This is a genomic window from Halovulum sp. GXIMD14793 (assembly GCF_054457435.1).
In genome coordinates, this window is sequence record NZ_JBTLNE010000015.1 from 17,729 (window position 1) to 35,529 (window position 17,801).

The 17,801-nt window shown below is 60.2% G+C and carries 23 protein-coding genes; 15 read left to right on the plus strand and 8 right to left on the minus strand.

Translation table 11 applies throughout. From position 1 onward, the window contains the following. Positions 1–7: 7 nt before the first annotated feature. Positions 8–1,222, minus strand: coding sequence for a flagellar hook-length control protein FliK (locus tag ACW9UQ_RS05780; protein ID WP_458930054.1), 1,215 nt, complete (start codon positions 1,220–1,222; stop codon positions 8–10). 106 nt (positions 1,223–1,328) lie between these two features. Here ACW9UQ_RS05780 and ACW9UQ_RS05785 point away from each other — a divergent pair, with 106 nt between their 5' ends. From ACW9UQ_RS05785 to ACW9UQ_RS05810, 6 genes are all read left to right on the plus strand, one after another. Beyond that, positions 1,329–1,610: a rod-binding protein gene (locus tag ACW9UQ_RS05785; RefSeq protein ID WP_458930055.1), complete on the plus strand. Its 282-nt coding sequence runs from the start codon at positions 1,329–1,331 to the stop codon at positions 1,608–1,610. Next, the gene (locus ACW9UQ_RS05790; RefSeq protein ID WP_458930056.1) at positions 1,607–1,984 is read left to right on the plus strand and encodes a hypothetical protein; all 378 of its coding nucleotides are present in this window, start codon (positions 1,607–1,609) and stop codon (positions 1,982–1,984) included. The genes ACW9UQ_RS05785 and ACW9UQ_RS05790 overlap by 4 nt, the downstream gene beginning before the upstream one ends. A 239-nt stretch (positions 1,985–2,223) precedes the next feature. Next, positions 2,224–3,480, plus strand: coding sequence for a flagellin N-terminal helical domain-containing protein (locus ACW9UQ_RS05795; RefSeq protein ID WP_458930057.1), 1,257 nt, complete (start codon positions 2,224–2,226; stop codon positions 3,478–3,480). Positions 3,481–3,581: 101 nt separating this feature from the next. Further along, positions 3,582–3,959 (plus strand): flagellar biosynthesis regulator FlaF, encoded by a 378-nt coding sequence (gene flaF / locus ACW9UQ_RS05800; protein WP_458930058.1) that lies wholly within the window; start codon positions 3,582–3,584, stop codon positions 3,957–3,959. Next, positions 3,959–4,366, plus strand: coding sequence for a flagellar biosynthesis repressor FlbT (gene flbT / locus ACW9UQ_RS05805; RefSeq protein WP_458930059.1), 408 nt, complete (start codon positions 3,959–3,961; stop codon positions 4,364–4,366). Before flaF ends, flbT begins: the two co-directional genes overlap by 1 nt. After that, on the plus strand, positions 4,366–5,205 hold the full coding sequence (locus tag ACW9UQ_RS05810; RefSeq protein WP_458930060.1) for a DUF1217 domain-containing protein: 840 nt from the start codon (positions 4,366–4,368) through the stop codon (positions 5,203–5,205). Before flbT ends, ACW9UQ_RS05810 begins: the two co-directional genes overlap by 1 nt. A 206-nt stretch (positions 5,206–5,411) precedes the next feature. Here the strand turns inward: ACW9UQ_RS05810 and ACW9UQ_RS05815 are convergent, their stop codons facing one another. Further along, positions 5,412–6,740 carry a FliI/YscN family ATPase gene (locus tag ACW9UQ_RS05815; protein WP_458930061.1) on the minus strand — a complete coding sequence of 443 codons (1,329 nt, stop codon included), beginning with the start codon at positions 6,738–6,740 and terminating at the stop codon, positions 5,412–5,414. A 93-nt stretch (positions 6,741–6,833) separates the two neighbouring features. On the opposite strand from ACW9UQ_RS05815, the gene ACW9UQ_RS05820 reads away from it, so the two are divergent. The 9 genes from ACW9UQ_RS05820 (at position 6,834) to ACW9UQ_RS05860 (ending at position 11,493) form a co-directional block, all read left to right on the plus strand. Then, positions 6,834–7,232, plus strand: a complete 399-nt coding sequence (locus ACW9UQ_RS05820; RefSeq protein WP_458930062.1) for a FlgB family protein — start codon at positions 6,834–6,836, stop codon at positions 7,230–7,232. A gap of 12 nt (positions 7,233–7,244) precedes the next feature. Further along, a complete protein-coding gene (gene flgC, locus ACW9UQ_RS05825; RefSeq protein ID WP_458930063.1) occupies positions 7,245–7,634 on the plus strand; it encodes a flagellar basal body rod protein FlgC in 390 nt (129 codons plus the stop codon). An 11-nt stretch (positions 7,635–7,645) separates the two neighbouring features. Further along, positions 7,646–7,936 (plus strand): flagellar hook-basal body complex protein FliE, encoded by a 291-nt coding sequence (gene fliE, locus ACW9UQ_RS05830; RefSeq protein WP_458930064.1) that lies wholly within the window; start codon positions 7,646–7,648, stop codon positions 7,934–7,936. Beyond that, the gene (locus tag ACW9UQ_RS05835; protein ID WP_458930065.1) at positions 7,936–8,205 is read left to right on the plus strand and encodes a flagellar biosynthetic protein FliQ; all 270 of its coding nucleotides are present in this window, start codon (positions 7,936–7,938) and stop codon (positions 8,203–8,205) included. The genes fliE and ACW9UQ_RS05835 overlap by 1 nt, the downstream gene beginning before the upstream one ends. Before the next feature lie 89 nt (positions 8,206–8,294). Further along, positions 8,295–9,017: a flagellar hook-basal body complex protein gene (locus ACW9UQ_RS05840; protein WP_458930066.1), complete on the plus strand. Its 723-nt coding sequence runs from the start codon at positions 8,295–8,297 to the stop codon at positions 9,015–9,017. A gap of 15 nt (positions 9,018–9,032) precedes the next feature. Further along, on the plus strand, positions 9,033–9,818 hold the full coding sequence (gene flgG, locus ACW9UQ_RS05845) for a flagellar basal-body rod protein FlgG (protein ID WP_458930067.1): 786 nt from the start codon (positions 9,033–9,035) through the stop codon (positions 9,816–9,818). Then, complete coding sequence (gene flgA, locus ACW9UQ_RS05850; RefSeq protein ID WP_458930068.1) at positions 9,818–10,234, plus strand: flagellar basal body P-ring formation chaperone FlgA; 417 nt, start codon at positions 9,818–9,820, stop codon at positions 10,232–10,234. The genes flgG and flgA overlap by 1 nt, the downstream gene beginning before the upstream one ends. Further along, the gene (gene flgH / locus ACW9UQ_RS05855; RefSeq protein ID WP_458930069.1) at positions 10,231–10,986 is read left to right on the plus strand and encodes a flagellar basal body L-ring protein FlgH; all 756 of its coding nucleotides are present in this window, start codon (positions 10,231–10,233) and stop codon (positions 10,984–10,986) included. Before flgA ends, flgH begins: the two co-directional genes overlap by 4 nt. Before the next feature lie 9 nt (positions 10,987–10,995). Further along, positions 10,996–11,493 (plus strand): flagellar basal body-associated FliL family protein, encoded by a 498-nt coding sequence (locus tag ACW9UQ_RS05860; protein WP_458930070.1) that lies wholly within the window; start codon positions 10,996–10,998, stop codon positions 11,491–11,493. On the opposite strand, the gene ACW9UQ_RS05865 is transcribed toward ACW9UQ_RS05860, so the two are convergent. From ACW9UQ_RS05865 to hemE, 6 genes are all read right to left on the minus strand, one after another. After that, on the minus strand, positions 11,494–11,892 hold the full coding sequence (locus ACW9UQ_RS05865; protein ID WP_458930071.1) for a hypothetical protein: 399 nt from the start codon (positions 11,890–11,892) through the stop codon (positions 11,494–11,496). Next, entirely contained in the window at positions 11,889–12,989 is a 1,101-nt protein-coding gene (locus ACW9UQ_RS05870; protein WP_458930072.1) for an EscU/YscU/HrcU family type III secretion system export apparatus switch protein, read from the minus strand. Before ACW9UQ_RS05870 ends, ACW9UQ_RS05865 begins: the two co-directional genes overlap by 4 nt. After that, positions 12,986–13,777: a flagellar biosynthetic protein FliR gene (locus ACW9UQ_RS05875; RefSeq protein ID WP_458930073.1), complete on the minus strand. Its 792-nt coding sequence runs from the start codon at positions 13,775–13,777 to the stop codon at positions 12,986–12,988. The genes ACW9UQ_RS05870 and ACW9UQ_RS05875 overlap by 4 nt, the downstream gene beginning before the upstream one ends. After that, the gene (gene flhA, locus ACW9UQ_RS05880; RefSeq protein ID WP_458930074.1) at positions 13,777–15,864 is read right to left on the minus strand and encodes a flagellar biosynthesis protein FlhA; all 2,088 of its coding nucleotides are present in this window, start codon (positions 15,862–15,864) and stop codon (positions 13,777–13,779) included. Before flhA ends, ACW9UQ_RS05875 begins: the two co-directional genes overlap by 1 nt. Positions 15,865–15,871: 7 nt before the next feature. Then, positions 15,872–16,627, minus strand: a complete 756-nt coding sequence (locus ACW9UQ_RS05885; RefSeq protein WP_458930075.1) for a transglycosylase SLT domain-containing protein — start codon at positions 16,625–16,627, stop codon at positions 15,872–15,874. 86 nt (positions 16,628–16,713) lie between these two features. Continuing rightward, positions 16,714–17,748 carry a uroporphyrinogen decarboxylase gene (hemE, locus tag ACW9UQ_RS05890; protein WP_458930076.1) on the minus strand — a complete coding sequence of 345 codons (1,035 nt, stop codon included), beginning with the start codon at positions 17,746–17,748 and terminating at the stop codon, positions 16,714–16,716. Positions 17,749–17,801 lie beyond the last annotated feature (53 nt).

Consider the following 17,801-nt stretch of genomic DNA (forward strand, 5'->3'; position numbering starts at 1 on the left):
CCTGCTGTCAAAGGCGAATATCAAGTTGGCCATCGTCCAAAACCCGCGAGCCGATCTGGCCTGTTGCGTTTTCCGGCGCGACATTGTCCTCAAGAGAAAGACCCGTCCCCAACGCATCCTTTTGGTGTTTTGCTCCATGCGACGCAAAATTCAGGGAGGCACCGTCAAAGCCAGCCTCTGCCAGGTTGCGCAGCAACTCATCGGCGTGGCGGCGGATCAGCGCCTCAACCTCTGGCCGTTCCGCCGACAAGGTGGCGGTCAACGCCCCTTCAAGCCCGCTGAAACTGATCCTCACTCGCCCCAATTCCGGCGGATCGAGCCGAAGTTCCAGATTCCCCCCCGTTGTCGGGTCCGCGTTTTGCAAAAGACGCACCACCTGTTCCGTCACCCGGGGCGGCACGGCAAGGACCGAGCGGGCCGCTTCGGTCGGTGCGGTCGGCATGTCCCGCGAAGATGGCGCTGGAATTGCGGGTTCTTCGGTCGGCGTCGCTGGGTCTGAACTAAACACGATGTCTGCCGTAGGGGCTGCTGGTCCCGAAGCGGCAGGCGACGTTGGAACAGGACTGGAGACCTGCGGCGCGGTCACCGCAATTCGTGGCGGTGATGGCTGGTCGCCTTCGTTATCCGCTGCCTCTTGAGTTGTGGGTTGCTCAGGCTCGGCAACGGGGTGTGCGAAGCTCTGGTTTGCTGCGGCTTTGCCATAAGTTGGCTCTGACAGCGTTGACTGAGGCGTAGTGGATTGGGATGTCGTGTCGGCCTTTGGTGATGCTGGACGCGGCGTTTCAGCCACAGGGGCATCGCCGGTGAGCGTCGCTCCGATTGGCGGCTCGGGCCGAGCATTATTGGGCAGGCCCACCTGGTCCTCTGAGGCTCCCGGCGTGCCGTTCAAGTCTGGCCGGGGCAGGGTTCCCGGCGAGGCTTCACCGATTTCAGTGCCGTTCTCCGCAAGCTTTTCGAAAACCGGATCACCAATGTTGGGCGTTCCTGTAGCGATTGCTTCGGGGGTCGGAATCGCGGGTGTATCCGGCACCTCTATTAACGATACCGCAGCATCATCTGTCAGCTCTGCTTCCGTTTGCATCGCCTCACCCTGTTCAAGTCCTTGCGCCGTTTCTATGGCGAGTGTGAAGGTGACACCGGATGCCTCTTCCACAGCGCTTTGGGATGATCTGGAAGGCCGCGTGGTTTCGGTTGGGGAAAGGGCGGCAAGGGGGTGCGGCATGCGAATCGGTGTCCTGACAGATTTGATTGCACCGACATTCCCTAGTTTGCCTTACCAATTATTTACCGGACCTGCAGATAGTGTCGGGAAATCGAAGGATACGCCGATGACCGTTCTGCCTGACCTACCTCTTACGGTGCCACAAAAAATGCCCCCTGCGCAGGCAACACGCCTGCAGGAAACTGCGCGTGAACTTGAGGCAGCTTTCCTGGCCGAGATGCTGAAATCCGCCGGGATTGCCCGCCCGTCAGAGAGTTTTGGCGGTGGCGCGGGGGAGGAAGCTTTTTCCTCCTTCATGGTGCGCACTTATGCAGATCAGATGGCCGCTGCTGGCGGTCTGGGGCTAAGCGAGGCAATCGTGCGCGCCCTGGCGGAGGACATGCAATGAACCTGCTCGGCGACCGGCCCCTGCACAGAAAACTGCAGGCACTACTAAAGCAGCTGAAGGCAGAGCGGGCTCTGCTGTTGCAGGGGCGCATTGCGGCGCTGACGGACCTTTTGCCAAAGCTGACTGCGCTGACCAGCGAGATCGAGGCGCTTGAGCTGGTCGACGACCCCCGAACCATGGATCTGCTGACGCGGGTTCAAACCAGTGCGCAGCGCAATCAGGGTCTGGCTGAGGCCAGCCTGCGTGGGCTTGAAGCCGCAAAACGGAAGTTGCGCCAGATTGACGAGGCGCAGGCACAGTTGAATACTTATACGGGTGCGGGTCAGCGCCGCGAAATTGTTGGCAGCGCGCCAACACGAGAGAAACGCTCCTGAGTTTTGGTAAGGCAAGATTAACCTAAAATCGTCTCTAACTATATCTGATCAAAAGACAAATCTTAAGGTCCTGTTATTCACAATGGGCCAGGTTGTCCCCAGCGACCCAAGCGGTCGGCGCGGCGGGGCGAAATCCCAGGACTGCCGCAAGCGTCAGAATGGCGAAATCGCGACCACGCTTTGTGGTCATTGTTGTGAACGCGGCGTCGAAAGCGCCGCAACGCCAAAGGGGACAGTCAATGTCTAGCATTCTTACCAACAACAGCGCCATGGTTGCGCTGCAGACCCTTAAGGGTATCAACTCCAACCTGGCCAGCACCCAGAACGAGATTTCGACGGGTAAGTCGATCGCGTCGGCGCGTGATAACTCGGCCATCTGGGCGATTTCTACCGTGATGGAATCGGATGTTGCCGGGTTCAAGGCAATCTCCGAATCGCTAAGCCTTGGGTCGTCGACCGTTGCCGTTGCACGTAACGCGTCAGAGCAGATTACCGGCTTGCTTAATGAGGTGAAGTCGAAGGTTGTCGCCGCGCAGGAGGACAATGTCGACCGTGAAAAGCTGCAGGCTGACCTGTCCTCGCTTCGTGATCAGATCACCGGGATTGTCTCGGCGGCTCAGTTCAATGGCCAGAACCTGCTGTCGAATACGTCGACAACGGCAGGTGACGGGACAATGAGCGTTCTGGCGTCTCTTGACCGCGATTCGGCTGGCAGCGTGACCGCATCCGAGATTTCGATCACCAAACAGGATCTTGGTCAGGGTAACAACACTGCCGGAACCATGGCAGATACCGTCGGGGCCAATGCGGCAGTAGCTGCGGGTGCAACGGGGGCTGCAGCGGCCTTCACGTCCACCTCCGTCGTTGCCGGCCAGAGCTTCGAATTCGACATGGCTGGTGGTCTGGATGCAGGCGCTGATCTCGATTTCGGGACGACGACGGTATCTTATGTCGCCCGGGAAGGTGACACTATGGCTGACGTGGTCGACAACATGGTTGCCCGCCTGAACTTCGAGGCAGAAGCCGCCGGATTTGGTGATCTGGTCAGCTTTTCAGCATCCCCCACGGCAGGTCAGATTGATCTGACCAACAACTCTGCCAACGCGATCACAATCGCAACGGCTGATGCCTCCGAAGATACCAATGGTGCTGCGGCCGATGGTACCGTCGGCGGTGGTCTGGAGCTTCTGGGTGATATTGACATCTCGACCGAAGATGGTGCGGCAGCGGCTTTGGCTGCGATTGAGAACCTGACGCAGACGGCTATCGATTCGGCTGCAGAGTTCGGGACGGGCGAGAAGCGCCTGGAGATCCAGAACGACTTTGTCAGCAAGCTGACCGACAGTCTGAAATCGGGTATCGGTGCGCTGGTTGACGCCGATATGGAAGAGGCGTCGGCGCGTCTGCAGGCTTTGCAGGTTCAGCAGCAGTTGGGTATCCAGTCGCTGTCGATTGCCAACCAGTCGCCGCAGAACATTCTGTCGCTGTTCCGGTAACCGGACATGGGGAGGCGGGGGTATCCTCGCCTCTACCGCCACCCTGACGTGATGACCCGGCGCCCCCCCCCTTTTAGGCGGTGTGATCAAGGACAGCCAGAATGAACGCCTCAGCTCTTGCCCAAAACGCCTATTCCGGCGCTACCCGAATCGCCCCAACATCGCTTGACACCGAATATCGTGCGTTTGCAGAGATCACCCGTGATCTCGCAGCATATGCAGGGTCGAATGCTCCAGATTTTCCACGCCTTGCCGCGGCTCTGCACAGGAACCAGTTGCTCTGGGGTATCTTGGCCGATGATGTGACCCTTGGCAGCAATCCGTTGCCGGAAAAGGTGCGCGCCCAGATTGTCTATCTGGCAGAATTCACCATGCTGCACAGCCGCCGGGTTCTTGCGGGGGATGGTCAGGTTGATGCGCTGGTTGATATCAACACCGCTGTGATGACCGGGCTACGCGCTGGCGGGGGGGCACGGTGATGTCCGGCCTGGTTTTGAAGCTCGGCCCGCGGGAACGAATTATGATCAACGGCGTGGTGATGGAAAACGGTGACCGCCGGACACGGCTAAGCGTTATCACGCCCGAGGCGAACGTCCTGCGCCTGCGCGATGCCATACATCCATCTGACGCAACCACACCGGTCAAGCGCGTCTGCTATGTCGCGCAGATGGTTCTTGCCGGTGAAGCAGAGGCAGATGAAGGCCGCCGACAGTTGTTGCAGGGGATCGAACAACTCAGCCAGGTTTTCACGGATCGTGAAAGCCAACTGCATCTGAACTGCGCCACCGAAAAAACTGTCGCGGGGCAATACTATCCGGCGCTCAAATCGTTGCGGAATCTGATTGCTCGTGAAGAACGGCTGCTGGAACATGGGCGGAGGCAATAGTGTTTCGCCCGGTCACACCTTTGTCTGGTATAGCGGGCTGGAACTTTCTGCAGCGCACGCAGGATGCGCAGCAGGTCGCTTTTGACAAATCGCCTGCTTTGGCGCGGGATGTGGCCTACTTCAAAGAGAATATCGCCAAGGTCAAAACCGCAGAAGACCTGGTCAAGGACCACACGTTGTTCAAGGTCGCACTGGGGGCGTTTGGACTGGATGAGCAACTCGGTTCCAAGTTCTTTATGCGCAAGATTCTCGAGGAGGGAACGGAAGACCGCTCTGCCCTGGCCAGTCGCTTAGTTGATAAGAGGTTCCATGATATCTCCGAAGCCTTTGGGTTTGGCAATCTTTTGGGTGCGCGCACTGGATATTCCGATTTTGCCGAAACGGTGACACGCGCCTACAAGGATCGACAGTTTGAGATCGCGGTTGGGCAAACAGAGCCCGCGCTGCGGCTTGCGATGTCTTTCAAACGTGAGATCGCAATCCACGCAAGTAGCGGGCAATCGGATGACACCGCATGGTTTTCGATCATGGGAAAGCCGCCCCTGCGTGAGGTTTTTGAGACTGCGTTCAATTTACCCAAGGCCTTTGGGCAGTTGGACATAGATCGTCAACGCGAGGTGTTGCAAGAAGAAACCCGTGCCGTTCTGGGAAGCGATCGTGTGGCGGTATTCCAGTCCCCGGAGGCTGCTAATAAGTTCATCGACTGCTTCCTCGCCCGTGCTCAGATCGCGGCCGGCCCGCCCCCGAACGCACCAGGGTCAACTGCGCTGTCACTACTGCAACCTTTGACTGGCTTTGGTGCTGCGGGACAAATCAATCTGATACTATCAAATGCGTAATCAGTCGCGGTTCCATATGGCTTGTTCGCTCTGGCGCGTGGCAATATATTTGAGGCTCTGGGTCCCCTCTGGAAGAGCTTAGGTACGTGCTCTCAATCAGCGTTATCTGAGCGCAGATTGACGCGATTTCTGCGGTTTCTGATGGACATCCTAACGGTTTGATCAGAAAGTCGCTGTGCTTTCGAATTCAATGCAACAAGATATCTCTATTCGCCAGCAGCCTGATCCTCAAAGCATGCCAGCACCTCGCGAAAGGCATCCTTTGGTGTGGGCAGGTTGGTTCTTGCGAACAACTGGTCCAATTTGGGCCAAACGCGGATGGCCTCGTCAATTTGGGGGTCAGATCCTGCAGAATATAGTCCGGTCTGGATCATCGGGGCTGCCATCTCATAGGTGCCAAGTACACGTCGGGCCCGTTCGATTTGGGCGTTCTCATCCGGTGTGGCTGCATCCGGCAGGGATCGTGACACAGAGCGACGGACATCGATGGCGGGAAAGCGACCGCGTTCGGCGATGCTGCGATCCAGTACTATATGTCCGTCAAGCACCCCTCGGGTGATGTCGGCGACGGGCTCTTCCATATCCGATCCGGCGACCAGGACACTGAACACTGCGGTGATATCGCCTGTGCCGATGCAACCTGGCCCGGCACGTTCGGCAAAGCCAGAGATCAGGTTGGCCGTTGATGGCGGGAAGGCGCGGAGCGAAGCAGCCTCACCTGCGGTCAGGGCAATCTCGCGATGGGATTCGGCCATGCGCGTGATCGAGTCGGCCAGCAGCAGGACATGCCGACCAGTGTCGCGAAAATGTTCGGCAATGGACATAGCAAGCCATCCCGCGCGCCGCTTCAAAAGCGGGGACTGATCTGATGTGGCCGAGACGACAACAGAGCGCGCCATGCCTTCTGGGCCGAGAACCTCGTCAATGAAATGACGCACTTCCCGCCCGCGCTCGCCAATCAGGGCAAAAACAACGACATCGGCCTCCACCCCCCGGGCCAGCGTCGCCAGTAAGGAGGATTTGCCAACGCCGGACCCTGCGAAAATCCCGATCCGCTGTCCGCGCGCCAATGGCAACATTGTATCCATCGCCGCAACCCCGGTCCGCAAGCGCGGGCCAACCGGTTTCCGGTCTGCTGCGGGAGGAGGGGCGGCCTTTAGGTTTGTCGCGATCAGACCACGTTCCAACGGATGCCCGTCCAGCGGTCGGCCAAAGGCGTCAACTACGCGCCCGATCCAGGCATCGCTGGGGCAGATATCGACTGCCGGCAAAAGGCGCACCGGATCCAGCAGGCCAACCCCGTCACAGGGGCCATAAGTCATCACCTTAACCCCGGATTGCGACATCGCGACAACCTCGCCTTCCGCAATCAGGCCATCGCGGGCCTCAACCGTGACCACGTCACCAACACGCGCCTGCCGACCGATCCCGGCGATATCAAGCGTCGCCCCACCCACCGAGGTGACCTTGCCGCAACACTGCACCGGCCGGATCGCAGAGATATCCGAAACGAGCGGTGAAAAATCGAGAAACATCGCGTTTTCCTTAAAATGCTTCGGGTTTGCACAACGGTTTATTCACCACAAACGCTTAAGAACCGGTTTCAGACAGTTTGGGAGAAGCCCGAAATGGACATGAATCTGGAAATTTTACGCGTGGCGAGAGGACTCGCTTCGCACGCGGCGGACCGGCAGGGATTGATTGCCGAGAACATCGCTAATGCTGATACGCCGGGCTACAAAGCCCGAGATCTGGCCTCGTTTTCCGAGGCATATCAGGGGGATGGCCCGGGCCGCCTGCAGCTGAAGGCGACGCGGCTCGGGCATCTGCAACCGGACTACACGCCGCATAACGCGGCGGTTGAGGTCGATAGCGTCTTTGGTGCCGAATCGCCCAACGGCAACACGGTTTCACTGGAAGATCAGATGATGCGCTCTGTTGCGGTGCGACATCAGCATGAGCTGGCGTTGGGGGTTTACCGCAAATCGCTGGACATCTTGCGTATCTCGCTCGGCCCGGGTCGATAGGGGGCTGCTAAGATGAGTGATCTGATCAAATCCATGACCTCGGCGGCCAGCGGTATGGCGGCGCAATCCGCGCGGCTGCGGCTGACGACAGAGAATATCGCCAATGCCGACACACCTGGTTACCGCCGCAAGCTGACCAGTTTTGAACAGGCATTTGGTGCCGAAAAGGCAGGAATCGTACAGGCGGGACGGGTGCGTCTGGACCGGTCCGACCTGAATGAAATCTATGACCCCAGCCATCCGCTGGCCGGGGCGGATGGCACCTATGATGGCTCCAATGTCGATCTGATTATCGAGATTGCCGACGCCCGCGAAGCGCAGCGCAGCTATGAAGCCAACCTTAAAATGTTCGATCAGGCCCGGCAGATGACCACCTCTCTTCTTGATTTAATTCGTCGCTAGAAAGGCACGCTATGCAGTTTCCATCCCATATCGCCTCGCAACTTTATTCTGATGCGCAGAGCGCGACCAAGACAGGCGGCGCAGCGGCACCGGGGGATACATCATTCGCCGAACTGGCGGCGAATTTCATTGAAACCATGCAAACCAATGAGGCGACGGTAAAGGCAGGCCTGATCGGCAAGGCAGACCCGCAAGCGGTGGTGGAGGCACTGGCAGCCACCGAAATCGCCGTGCAGACCGCCGTGACCGTCCGTGACAAGGTGGTCGAAGCCTATCAGGAAATCCTGAGAATGCCGGTCTGATGTCCGAAGGGGAACTGATGGATGTTCTGCGCCAGGCGCTTTGGAACACGGTGATCATCTCGGCCCCGGTTCTGGGGGTGGCGCTGGTGGTCGGCCTGCTGATCGGCCTGTTTCAGGCGCTGACCTCTATTCAGGAGATGACCCTGACTTTCGTGCCAAAACTTGGTGCGATCCTTGTGGCGTTCTGGATGTCGATGGCATTTTCCGGAAATCTGCTGATCTCGTTCTATCAGGACACGCTGATCGACATGATCCAGCGCCCGGGCTGAAAAAATCGCCCCGACGCGAAGCCTTTCTTAACCAAGCATCGTCATAGGTGTTGACCAGACATCGCCCTCAGAACGGAGGCAGGAGAGATATGGATACCAGCGGCTACGTCGCCTTGTCGCGCCAGACCGGCTTGATGCGTGAAATGCAGGCGGTGGCGAACAATATTGCCAATATCTCTACCACCGGGTTCCGGCGCGAAGGCGTTGTTTTTGCAGAGGTTGTGCGCGCCCTGGATGCCGAAGGCGGGGCTGTGGCCCTGACCGCACCCCGGGCACGATTTACCGATGAGGCGCAAGGATCGCTGGCCCGGACCGGCGGGCGCTTTGACTTCGCGATTGAAGGCGACGGTTTCTTTATGGTCGAAACCCCGGCAGGCACCCGCCTGACCCGTTCCGGGGCCTTCATGCCGAATGCAGAAGGTGAACTGGTTAACGCCCTTGGTCACCGGCTGCTAGATGCGGGCGAATCGCCGATCTTTGTCCCCCCAGACGCCCGTTCGGTTGCCGTGGGCCCCGATGGCACCATGACCGCCGATGGTCAGCCCGTTGCGCAGATCGGGGCGGTCATGCCGGAGGATATGCTGCAGCTGTTCCGTGAGGATGGCGTCAATTTCCGTAACGAAAGTGGCCTGATCCCGGTTGAGGATGCGCAGATTGTCCAGGGGTATCTGGAGGAATCCAACGTCAACCCGGTGGGCGAGATTACCAGAATGATCGAGGTGCAGCGTTCCTATGAACTGGGCCAGAAACTTCTTGAGCGCGAGGATGAACGCATTCGCGCCGTCACCCGAACCCTTGGCCAGCACCGCTGATAACAGGAGACAAGTATGAGAGCCCTGAACATCGCCGCAACCGGTATGGATGCACAACAGATGCGGGTGGAGGTGATTTCCAACAACCTCGCCAACATGTCGACCACCGGCTACAATGCGCGCCGCGCTGATTTTGCCGATCTGCATTACCAGCAGGTCAGCCGCGCCGGCACCATCAGCGCCGCCGATGGAACCGCCCTGCCAACCGGTGTGCAACTGGGGCTGGGGGTGCGGGCGGCGTCCGTTTCGATGGAGGTGGAGCAAGGTACGCTGCAGGCCACAGGCGGCGATCTGGATGTTGCGATTGAAGGGGCCGGGTATCTTGAGGTGACGCTGCCCTCGGGCCAATCGGCCTATACCCGGGATGGCGCCCTGAAGCGGACCGGCGATGGTCTGATCGTCACGGCAGATGGTCATCCGGTGATCCCTGAAATCACCATCCCGGACGAAACCCGTCAGATTACCATCAATGCAGAGGGGGAGGTTTACGCCTATTTCTCGGATCAAGTGCGCTCGCAACTGCTGGGCCAGCTGAGCCTTGCGACGTTTACCAATGAAAAGGGGTTGGAGGCGGTCGGGTCGAACCTTTACCTGGAAACTTCGGCCTCGGGCCAGCCCCTGACCGGAGAGCCGGGCGTGGATGGTCGCGGCACCTTCCGGCAGGGCTATCTTGAAGCGTCTTCCGTCGATGCAGTGCGCGAGATCACGGAACTGATCGAGGCGCAGCGCGGCTATGAACTGAACGCCAAGGTGATTACTGCGGCGGATCAGATGCTGGGCGCAACGACGCAGATCCGCTGATGCGCTGGACGCTGATCATATTGCTTCTGGCGGGCTCCGGTCTGCAGGCGCAGTCGCTGATCGCCAATCGGGCGATCCCGGCGAAATCCGTGATCACCGAAACCGATGTCGCGCTGACCGACCAGACCATACCCGGGGCCTATCGCAGCATCGTGGATGCTGTGGGGCTGGAGGCGCGGGTCAGCATTTACCCCGGGCGACCCGTCCGCATGGGCGATCTGGGTCCGCCTGCCATCGTAGAGCGGAACGACATCGTCAAACTGCGCTTTGTCTCTGGCGCGCTGACCATCGAGGCCGAGGGCCGCGCCATGGAACGCGCGGGGATCGGCGACTTTATCCGCGTGATGAATCTGTCTTCACGCACCACCATCACCGGCCGCGTTACCGAAAGCGGCGTTATCGAGGTAGGAAGATGACCAAGCTTTATTCCCTGACATTGTTGGCCGCTGTGGCGGTCGGGCTTTCTGGTTGTGGCCGGCTGGAGAATGTCGGCAAACCGCCCGCCTTTTCGCCCATCGACGGGTCGGTTGATCAGGTGCCTTACCGCGTGTCTGCTGCCCGCGCTGCATTGGCCCAGCCTGCGCCGGCCTCGATCCGGCGCGGGGCGCGGCGGTCGTCGCTTTGGAATTCCGGGCCGACCTCGCTCTATGGCGACCGGCGGGCCAGCCGCAAGGGGGACATCCTGACCGTGCTGATCGAGATTGACGACAGGGCGCAGATATCGAACTCCACCAGCCGGTCCCGCTCTGGCTCGGAAAAGGTTGGGGTGCCGAATTTTCTGGGTGTGCCGCAGCTTTTGCAAAATCGCCTTCCTGAGGGAGCCTCGTTTGATACGCTGGCGGACACCAACTCCTCCTCCTCCTCGGCTGGGGATGGCAGCGTTCAGCGCAATGAGAAAATCGCGCTGAAGGTGGCCGCGACCGTCGTCAATGTCCTGCCCAACGGACATCTGGTAGTGCAGGGCAGTCAGGAGGTTCGGGTCAATTTCGAACTGCGCGACCTGCAGGTAACCGGTATCGTGCGGCCCGAGGATATCTCGCGCCTGAATCAGATCACCTATGACAAGATTGCCGGTGCGCGTATCGCCTATGGCGGCCGGGGTCAGATCACCGACATGCAGCAACCGCGCTATGGCCAGCAGGTTGCCGACATCATCCTGCCGTTCTGAGGGGCGCAGATGGGCAAACTGCTTCCGATTCTTCTGGTTCTGCTGGGCCTTGGCGGTGGTGTGGGCGCGGGTATGTTCCTGCGCCCGCCCCCCGAAGAGGCGGAGTGTGCAGAAGACGCAGATTGCGAGGCTGAGGATGCCCATAAGGGACCGATTGCCAAGGACGAGCTGAAGGACAACGAAGATACTGCCTTTGCCGTCTTCAAAAAGCAGTTTGTCATTCCGATGCTGACGGACGGAAAGGTCACCGGCCTGGTGGTCGTTTCGGTCGCGATTGCGGTGGATAGCGGCCATGTGGAGGCCGCGTTTGCACTGGAACCCAGGCTGCGGGATGCGTTTTTGCGGGTGCTGTTCGTGCATGCGTCCTCAGGCGGGTTTAACGGAAACTTCCTGAATGAGCGCAAGATTGACGACCTGAAAGGGCGCTTGAATGAGGTCGCCGACCCCATTGTCGGTGACAGTTTTCAGGAGGTTTTGCTGACCGAGGTTGTCCGGCAGGACTTCTGATCAATCCTCGGGCGGCAGGCCATCACGCTCTGCCCGTTGGGCGCGGCGTTTTCGGGCTGCCGCCTTTTCCTGCACCAACAGAAAATCCAGCGCGCGCGTCTCGCCAAAGCTGGTTTTCAGCTTGGCTTTGGCATCATCCAACAGGGCTGTATCTGTGCTGTCCGCGTTGTCCAGTTGCGTGCGATGCTGCTGCGTCCATTCCGTCCAGCGGGCAAAGGCGGTCAGGGTCGCAGGATGATTTTCGACCCCGGAAAATTCAGCCTGGCTTTGGCTTGAAAGGTTCCCGCGGCGGGCCTGACGTGCAGCGATCCGCGCCCGGATTTCGCCGGTGGCGGCCATATCGCGGGCCAGTTTGATCTCGGCCAGTTGCAGCAGGCGGCGATAGGCGGGCTCCCTCATGCTTGTCCCCAGCTTTGAGAACGGGCCTGCGCACGCATACTTTCGGCGAAGCGGATGGCTGCGGCCACGGCCCGGTAATGCTCGGGCGGGATCTGATGGCCGATCTCTACCGTTGCATGCAAGGCGCGGGCGGTTGGGGCATCACGGTGAAGCGGCACGGCGTGTTCGGCCGCGAGCTCCCGAATTTTCATGGCGATTTCGTCAACACCCTTGGCAATGCAAACCGGGGCAGAGCCAGGCTTGCGATCCCAGCTTAGCGCAACGGCGTAGTGCGTCGGGTTGACGATGATCACATCGGCCGTGGGCACATCCGACAGCATCCGGTTCGAGGCGATCTCCTGCGCGCGCTGACGTCTGCGGGACTTCATATGGGGGTCGCCCTCGGATTCCTTATGTTCGTCCTTCATGTCCTGATGCGACATGCGCAATTTGCGCTTGTGATCAAACTGCTGCCAGGAATAGTCGATAAAGGCGATCACTGTGGCGATCAGGGTCACGCCAATCAGCAGGCGGATCAAAAGCCCGCCAAGCACCAGGCTCAGGCCACCCGGCTGGGCACGTGTCGCGCCGATCACGGTTTCGATTTCGCTGCGCAGCAGCAGCGTTGCGACCAGCGAAATGGCCATAAGCTTGACGGCAGACTTGGCGAACTCCACCAGCCCGGTGGGCCCGAACTTGTTCTTGGCATTGGCAAGGATCGAGATGCGCGACAGCTTTGGCGCAAGTTTCGACAGCGATGGCGCAAAGGCGCGCTGAGCGATCAGCGCGGCCAGAACGGCACCGGCAGGGAGCAGGATGAACGGGGCCAGCGCTGCCGATATTCGGGCCAGAAAGCTGCCGCTGATTTCAAACCCGCCCGGGCCCAGCACTTGTCCGGTCAGGCGGTCCGGCTGGGCCAGAAACTGCATCATTGCGCCACCGGCCGCTTGCAGGGCCGGGCCGCCAAGGGCGAGCAGGGCAATCAGGAACCCGGTATAGGCCGCAGCCGCCGTGACCTCGGCCGATTTGGCAATGTCGCCTTTCTTGCGGGCATCCTCCAGCCGCTTTGGGGTGGGGTCATGAACCTTTTCCCCGGCTGATCCGTTCTCCTCGCTCATTTCGGAACCATCAGCGGGTTGGTCAGCAGGGCATCAAGATGGTCTGACCAGACCGTCAGGATGACCGGGGCGGCCAGCAACAGCAGAACCAGCGTGGCAAATGTGATGGCTGGTGCGCCGACAAAAGCGACCATCAACTGCGGCATTGCCTTGTTGATGGCTCCAAGCGCCACATTATAAAGAAAGGCTGCGATCAGGAACGATCCGGCCAATGTAAAGCCAAGGGCAAAGGCCTGCATCGCGTGCGCAACGCCCCACTGTGCGATATCCGGGCCGGTCATGCCGCCGCCGAAGCCGACAATCTCATAGGTGGTGACCACTGCGCCGATCAGCTTGATATGCAAGTCCAGCACCATCGCAAGGGCCAGGCCGGCCAGCAGCAGCACATTCCCGATGGCAGGCATCGGTTCGGGCATCACGCCCGCACCTGCAGTTTGCGCCAAGGCTGTGGTCTGGGCAGCGATGGCACCGGCCAGTTGCAGGGCCATCACCATCAGTCGCAGGGACAGGCCAATCAGCACACCGATCGCTGCTTCGCCAAGGATCATTTGCCCAAAGCGGAGCGCTGTCCACGGACCGGAAAGCGCGCTGTGATCCAGCAAGGGCCAGACGATCACCGCAAAACAGATCGCAATGGACAGTCGGACGCGGACAGGAATGAACTGTTCGCCAAAGCCCGGGGCAAGCGACACAATCGCGCCGACGCGGACAAATACCAGCACCGCCGCAACCAGCGCAGATTGCGAGAAATTCAGCAGCGGGGCGATCTGGTCGAAGACATCCAGCATCAGGCCACGCCGACCATGGCCGGTTTGGCGGTCGTTCCAATCTCGTCAAAGGAAAACACCGGGTTGCGGATGCCCTTGGCGGTCAGCACCGTTTGCAGGAAGCGGCGCCTTTTGGTGGTGGTCACCAGTGCGGGATACCGCCCCTGTTGTCCGGCGGTCGAGATTTTCTCGGCGATGGAGGTGGCCAGTCGGTTGAATTCAGACGGGGGCAGGGCGACATCCACGACACCGCCCGGGTTCTCCAACTGGTGCTCGTGAAACAGCTCTTCCCAGGCCGGGTTCAGCTGGATCAGCGGCAGGGTGCCGTCCTCTTCCTGCAGGTCTGCGGTGATCTGAAAGCCAAGGCGGTGGCGCACATGCTCGCAAATGGCTTCGGGTGCCTGAGTCAGGCCGTTAACCTCACCGACCGCTTCCAGAATCAGCGCCAGATTGCGGATGGAGACGCGTTCAGCCAGCAGCAGGCGCAGCACGGCATGCAACTGATCGACCGGCACCTTATCAGGCACAAACTCGTCCAGAATGCGCCGGTTTGCCTCGGCCCGTGCCGGATCGGACAGGGTCACAAACTCGTCCAGCAGTTTGCGCAGGGCACGACGAGAGAACAGGCGGGCAAAATTCTGTTTGATCTCTTCCAGCAGATGGGTGGCGATCACCTCGGTCGGTGTAACGACGGAGTAGCCTTCCAGCATAGCTTCTTCCTGCTGGCTCGCCTCGATCCAGCGTGCAGGCGCGCCATAGACAGGCTCGGCCACGTTGCGCCCGGCAGGGGAGGCAGGTGCGCCTTCGGACAAAAGCATCAGGACCTTGTCCACCTCCACCTCAGAGCGGGCGATTTCCACGCCCTGGACCCGGATCGTGTAGGTGCCGTCGGGCAAGGCATGGTTATCGGTCAGGCGTATCTCGGGCAGGATGACGCCGTATTCCTGCGCGATATGGTTGCGCATATTAACGATGCGCCCGTCCAGACCGGTTGCATCCTCCATCACGGTGGCGACCAGGTTGGCGGCAAACTCCATGTGGATTTCGTCGACATCCAGCATGTCGCCCAGCCGCTTGCGGGGTTTTTCCTCGGGCGTTGCGGCCTCTGCGGCCTTTGCGGCTTCTTCCGCCTGCCGGGTCCGTTGGGCCATCATGGCGGCAAAGCCCAGCACGGCTGCGCCCAACAGAAATGGCAGAAAGGGCAGGCCGGGCACCAGCGCGAATAAGGCCATCAGCCCCGCGACGGTTCCCAGCGCCATGGGATAACCGCCCAGCTGCCCCATCAACGCCTGATCGGCAGATCCGGCAGCCCCGCCCTTGGACAACAAAAGTGCGGCAGCGATAGAGATAATCACCGCCGGGATCTGACTGACCAGCCCGTCGCCGACCGTCAGGATAGAATAGGTTTCGAACGCCTGTCCGACTGGCATTCCATGCAGAAATATCCCGATCATCAGCCCCATCACCAGATTGAGCAGCGTGATCAAAAGCCCCGCAACCGCATCGCCCTTGACGAATTTCGAGGCCCCGTCGAGCGAGCCGAAAAACGTGGTTTCCTCCTGCTCCAGCTTCCGGCGCGCGCGTGCCTCCTCATGGCTGATGGCGCCTGCGGCAATATCGCTGTCGATGGCCATTTGCTTGCCCGGCATGGCATCAAGGGCAAAGCGCGCGCCAACCTCGGCCATGCGGCCCGCGCCCTTGGTGATGACGATGAAATTCACAATCATCAGCACGCCGAACACCACCAGCCCCAGAAAGATCGAGCCGCCCATGACAAACATGGCAAACCCTTCGATCACGCCCCCGGCGGCGGCGGTGCCGCGATGGCCTTCCCCAATAATCAGCTTGGTAGAGGACACATTCAGCGACAGCCGCAACATCAAGGACGCCAGCAGAATTGTCGGAAAGGCTGAAAAATCCAGCGGGCGTTCGATGAACAGGGTGATGGTAAAGATCAGGATCGCCAGCCCGAAAGACGCCGAAAGCCCGATATCCAGCACGATCGCGGGCATTGGCAGGACCATCATCACGATGACCGCCATCAGCGCCAGCGCCAGCAGGATCGTTGGCTGAAAAATGTTGGAAAGCGACAGAGAGGAGGAATTCATGCGCGCCTCAATAAAGCCCGCGCCGCGCCTGGGTCAGTAGTGGCGGCCCGGCAGGCAGATGTTCGACCGCCGCGACGGACCCAAAGGCGCTGGGCGGTGGCGGCACCCATGGAGTTTGCGGCACCTCAGGCTCGGCCAGCGGAACCTCTTGCGATGTTGGCTGGGCGGGAACCTCGCTCATATGGTGGGCATATTCGGTGCCGGGGGCCGGTGCGGGGGGCGGTTTCTGTCCGGTCAGCCCCGCCAGAATGCGGTCAAAGCGGGCGGAATACCGCGTTGCATATTTGGGTGTCCGGGAATGATAGGCCCCGGCTGATTTCGACCAGGATTTTGTTTCGCCGTAAAGATTGCGCAGAAAACGCCCAGCATAGAGCGCATTCTGCTTCGGATCGAACATATCCTCGATGGAGGCAAAGGCATTGCCATGCCAGCGATAATTGATCTGGAAACACCCCACATCAAAGCTGCGCGCACCCTTGTTGTAATGCTCCATCACATAATCCAGGGCCTCTTGCCTTGTGGCGAACCATTTGCCGGTGCCTTCCATATTGACGGTCCAGGGCCAGGGGCGATGCGCGCCAGCGATCTTGCGCCCGGTTTCTGTCAGCGTGATTGCCTGCAGCACCGAACGCGGCACGCCGGTTTGCTGCGAAGCCCAGCTTCCGGCCTGATCACAGATGGCTGAGATTTCGGTGACATCGCGTGCAAATGCACCGCTGGCGCATATGACAGCCAAAAGCAGGGACAGGACCCGACAGCACATCTGGGATTCTCCGCAAATCATTTGCGAAGTGTGATACCGGCAATCTGGTTACCAACAGGTAAGCGTCGGGAGATTTCCTTAAAGCGTCAGCCGCGCAGGGCTTTCAGCATCCGGTCCACATTGGCCGGGTCGGCATCGGGCGTGATGCCATGGCCGAGGTTAAAGATATGCGGCCCGCCCGACAGCGCTTCAACCACCGCGCGCACGCCGTTATCCAATGCCTCACCACCCAGCACAAGCAACAGCGGATCAAGGTTCCCCTGCACACAGGTCAGCGGTTGCAGTTCCCGCGCGGCCCATCTTGCATCGGTCGTTGTGTCGATGGCACAGCCCTGCACGCTGGTCTGGCGCACGTAATCCACGGCCTTTTCGCCTGCCTGCCGGGGAAAGCCGATTACCGGCACGCCTGGGTGGCGCTGCGCCAAAGCCGTCACGATCTGTTTGGCGGGGGCAATGGCGTAGCGCTCGAACATCGGTGCGGGCAGTGCGCCGGACCAGCTGTCGAACAGTTTAACAACCTCGGCCCCGGCGTCGATCTGGCGTGACAGATATTCGGTCGTCGCGTCGGTCAGCCGGTCCATCAGCGCATCAAACGCGGCCGGGTCGTGATACATCATCTTGCGCGCGGGCAACTGATCCTCGCCGCCGCGCCCGCCGATCATATAGGTCGCAACGGTCCAGGGCGCACCGGCAAAGCCGATCAGGGTTGTTTCTACGGGCAGGGACCTGCGCAGCAGGCGCACGGTTTCGTAGATTGGGTTCAATGTATCATGGATCGCCTCAACCGGTTTCAACGCGGCCACCTCGGCGACATTGGTGATCGGTGACAGGCGCGGGCCTTCGCCAGTGACAAACCAAAGATCCGCGCCCAGGGCCTGTGGCACCAGCAGGATGTCGGCAAACAGGATCGCAGCGTCAAACCCATAACGACGGATCGGCTGCAAGGTCACCTCTGCCGCCAGGTCCGGGTTGTAGCAAAGATCCAGAAACCCACCCGCTTGTTCCCGCGTTGCGCGGTATTCCGGCAGATAACGCCCGGCCTGCCGCATCATCCACACGGGCGGCACCGGCAGGACCTCTCCGGCAAGGGCGCGCATCAGCAATTTGTCTTTGGTGTTCATCCTGCCCTCCCCGGCGTGTTTGCGCGTGACACTAAACGGACCGCTGCAAGAGG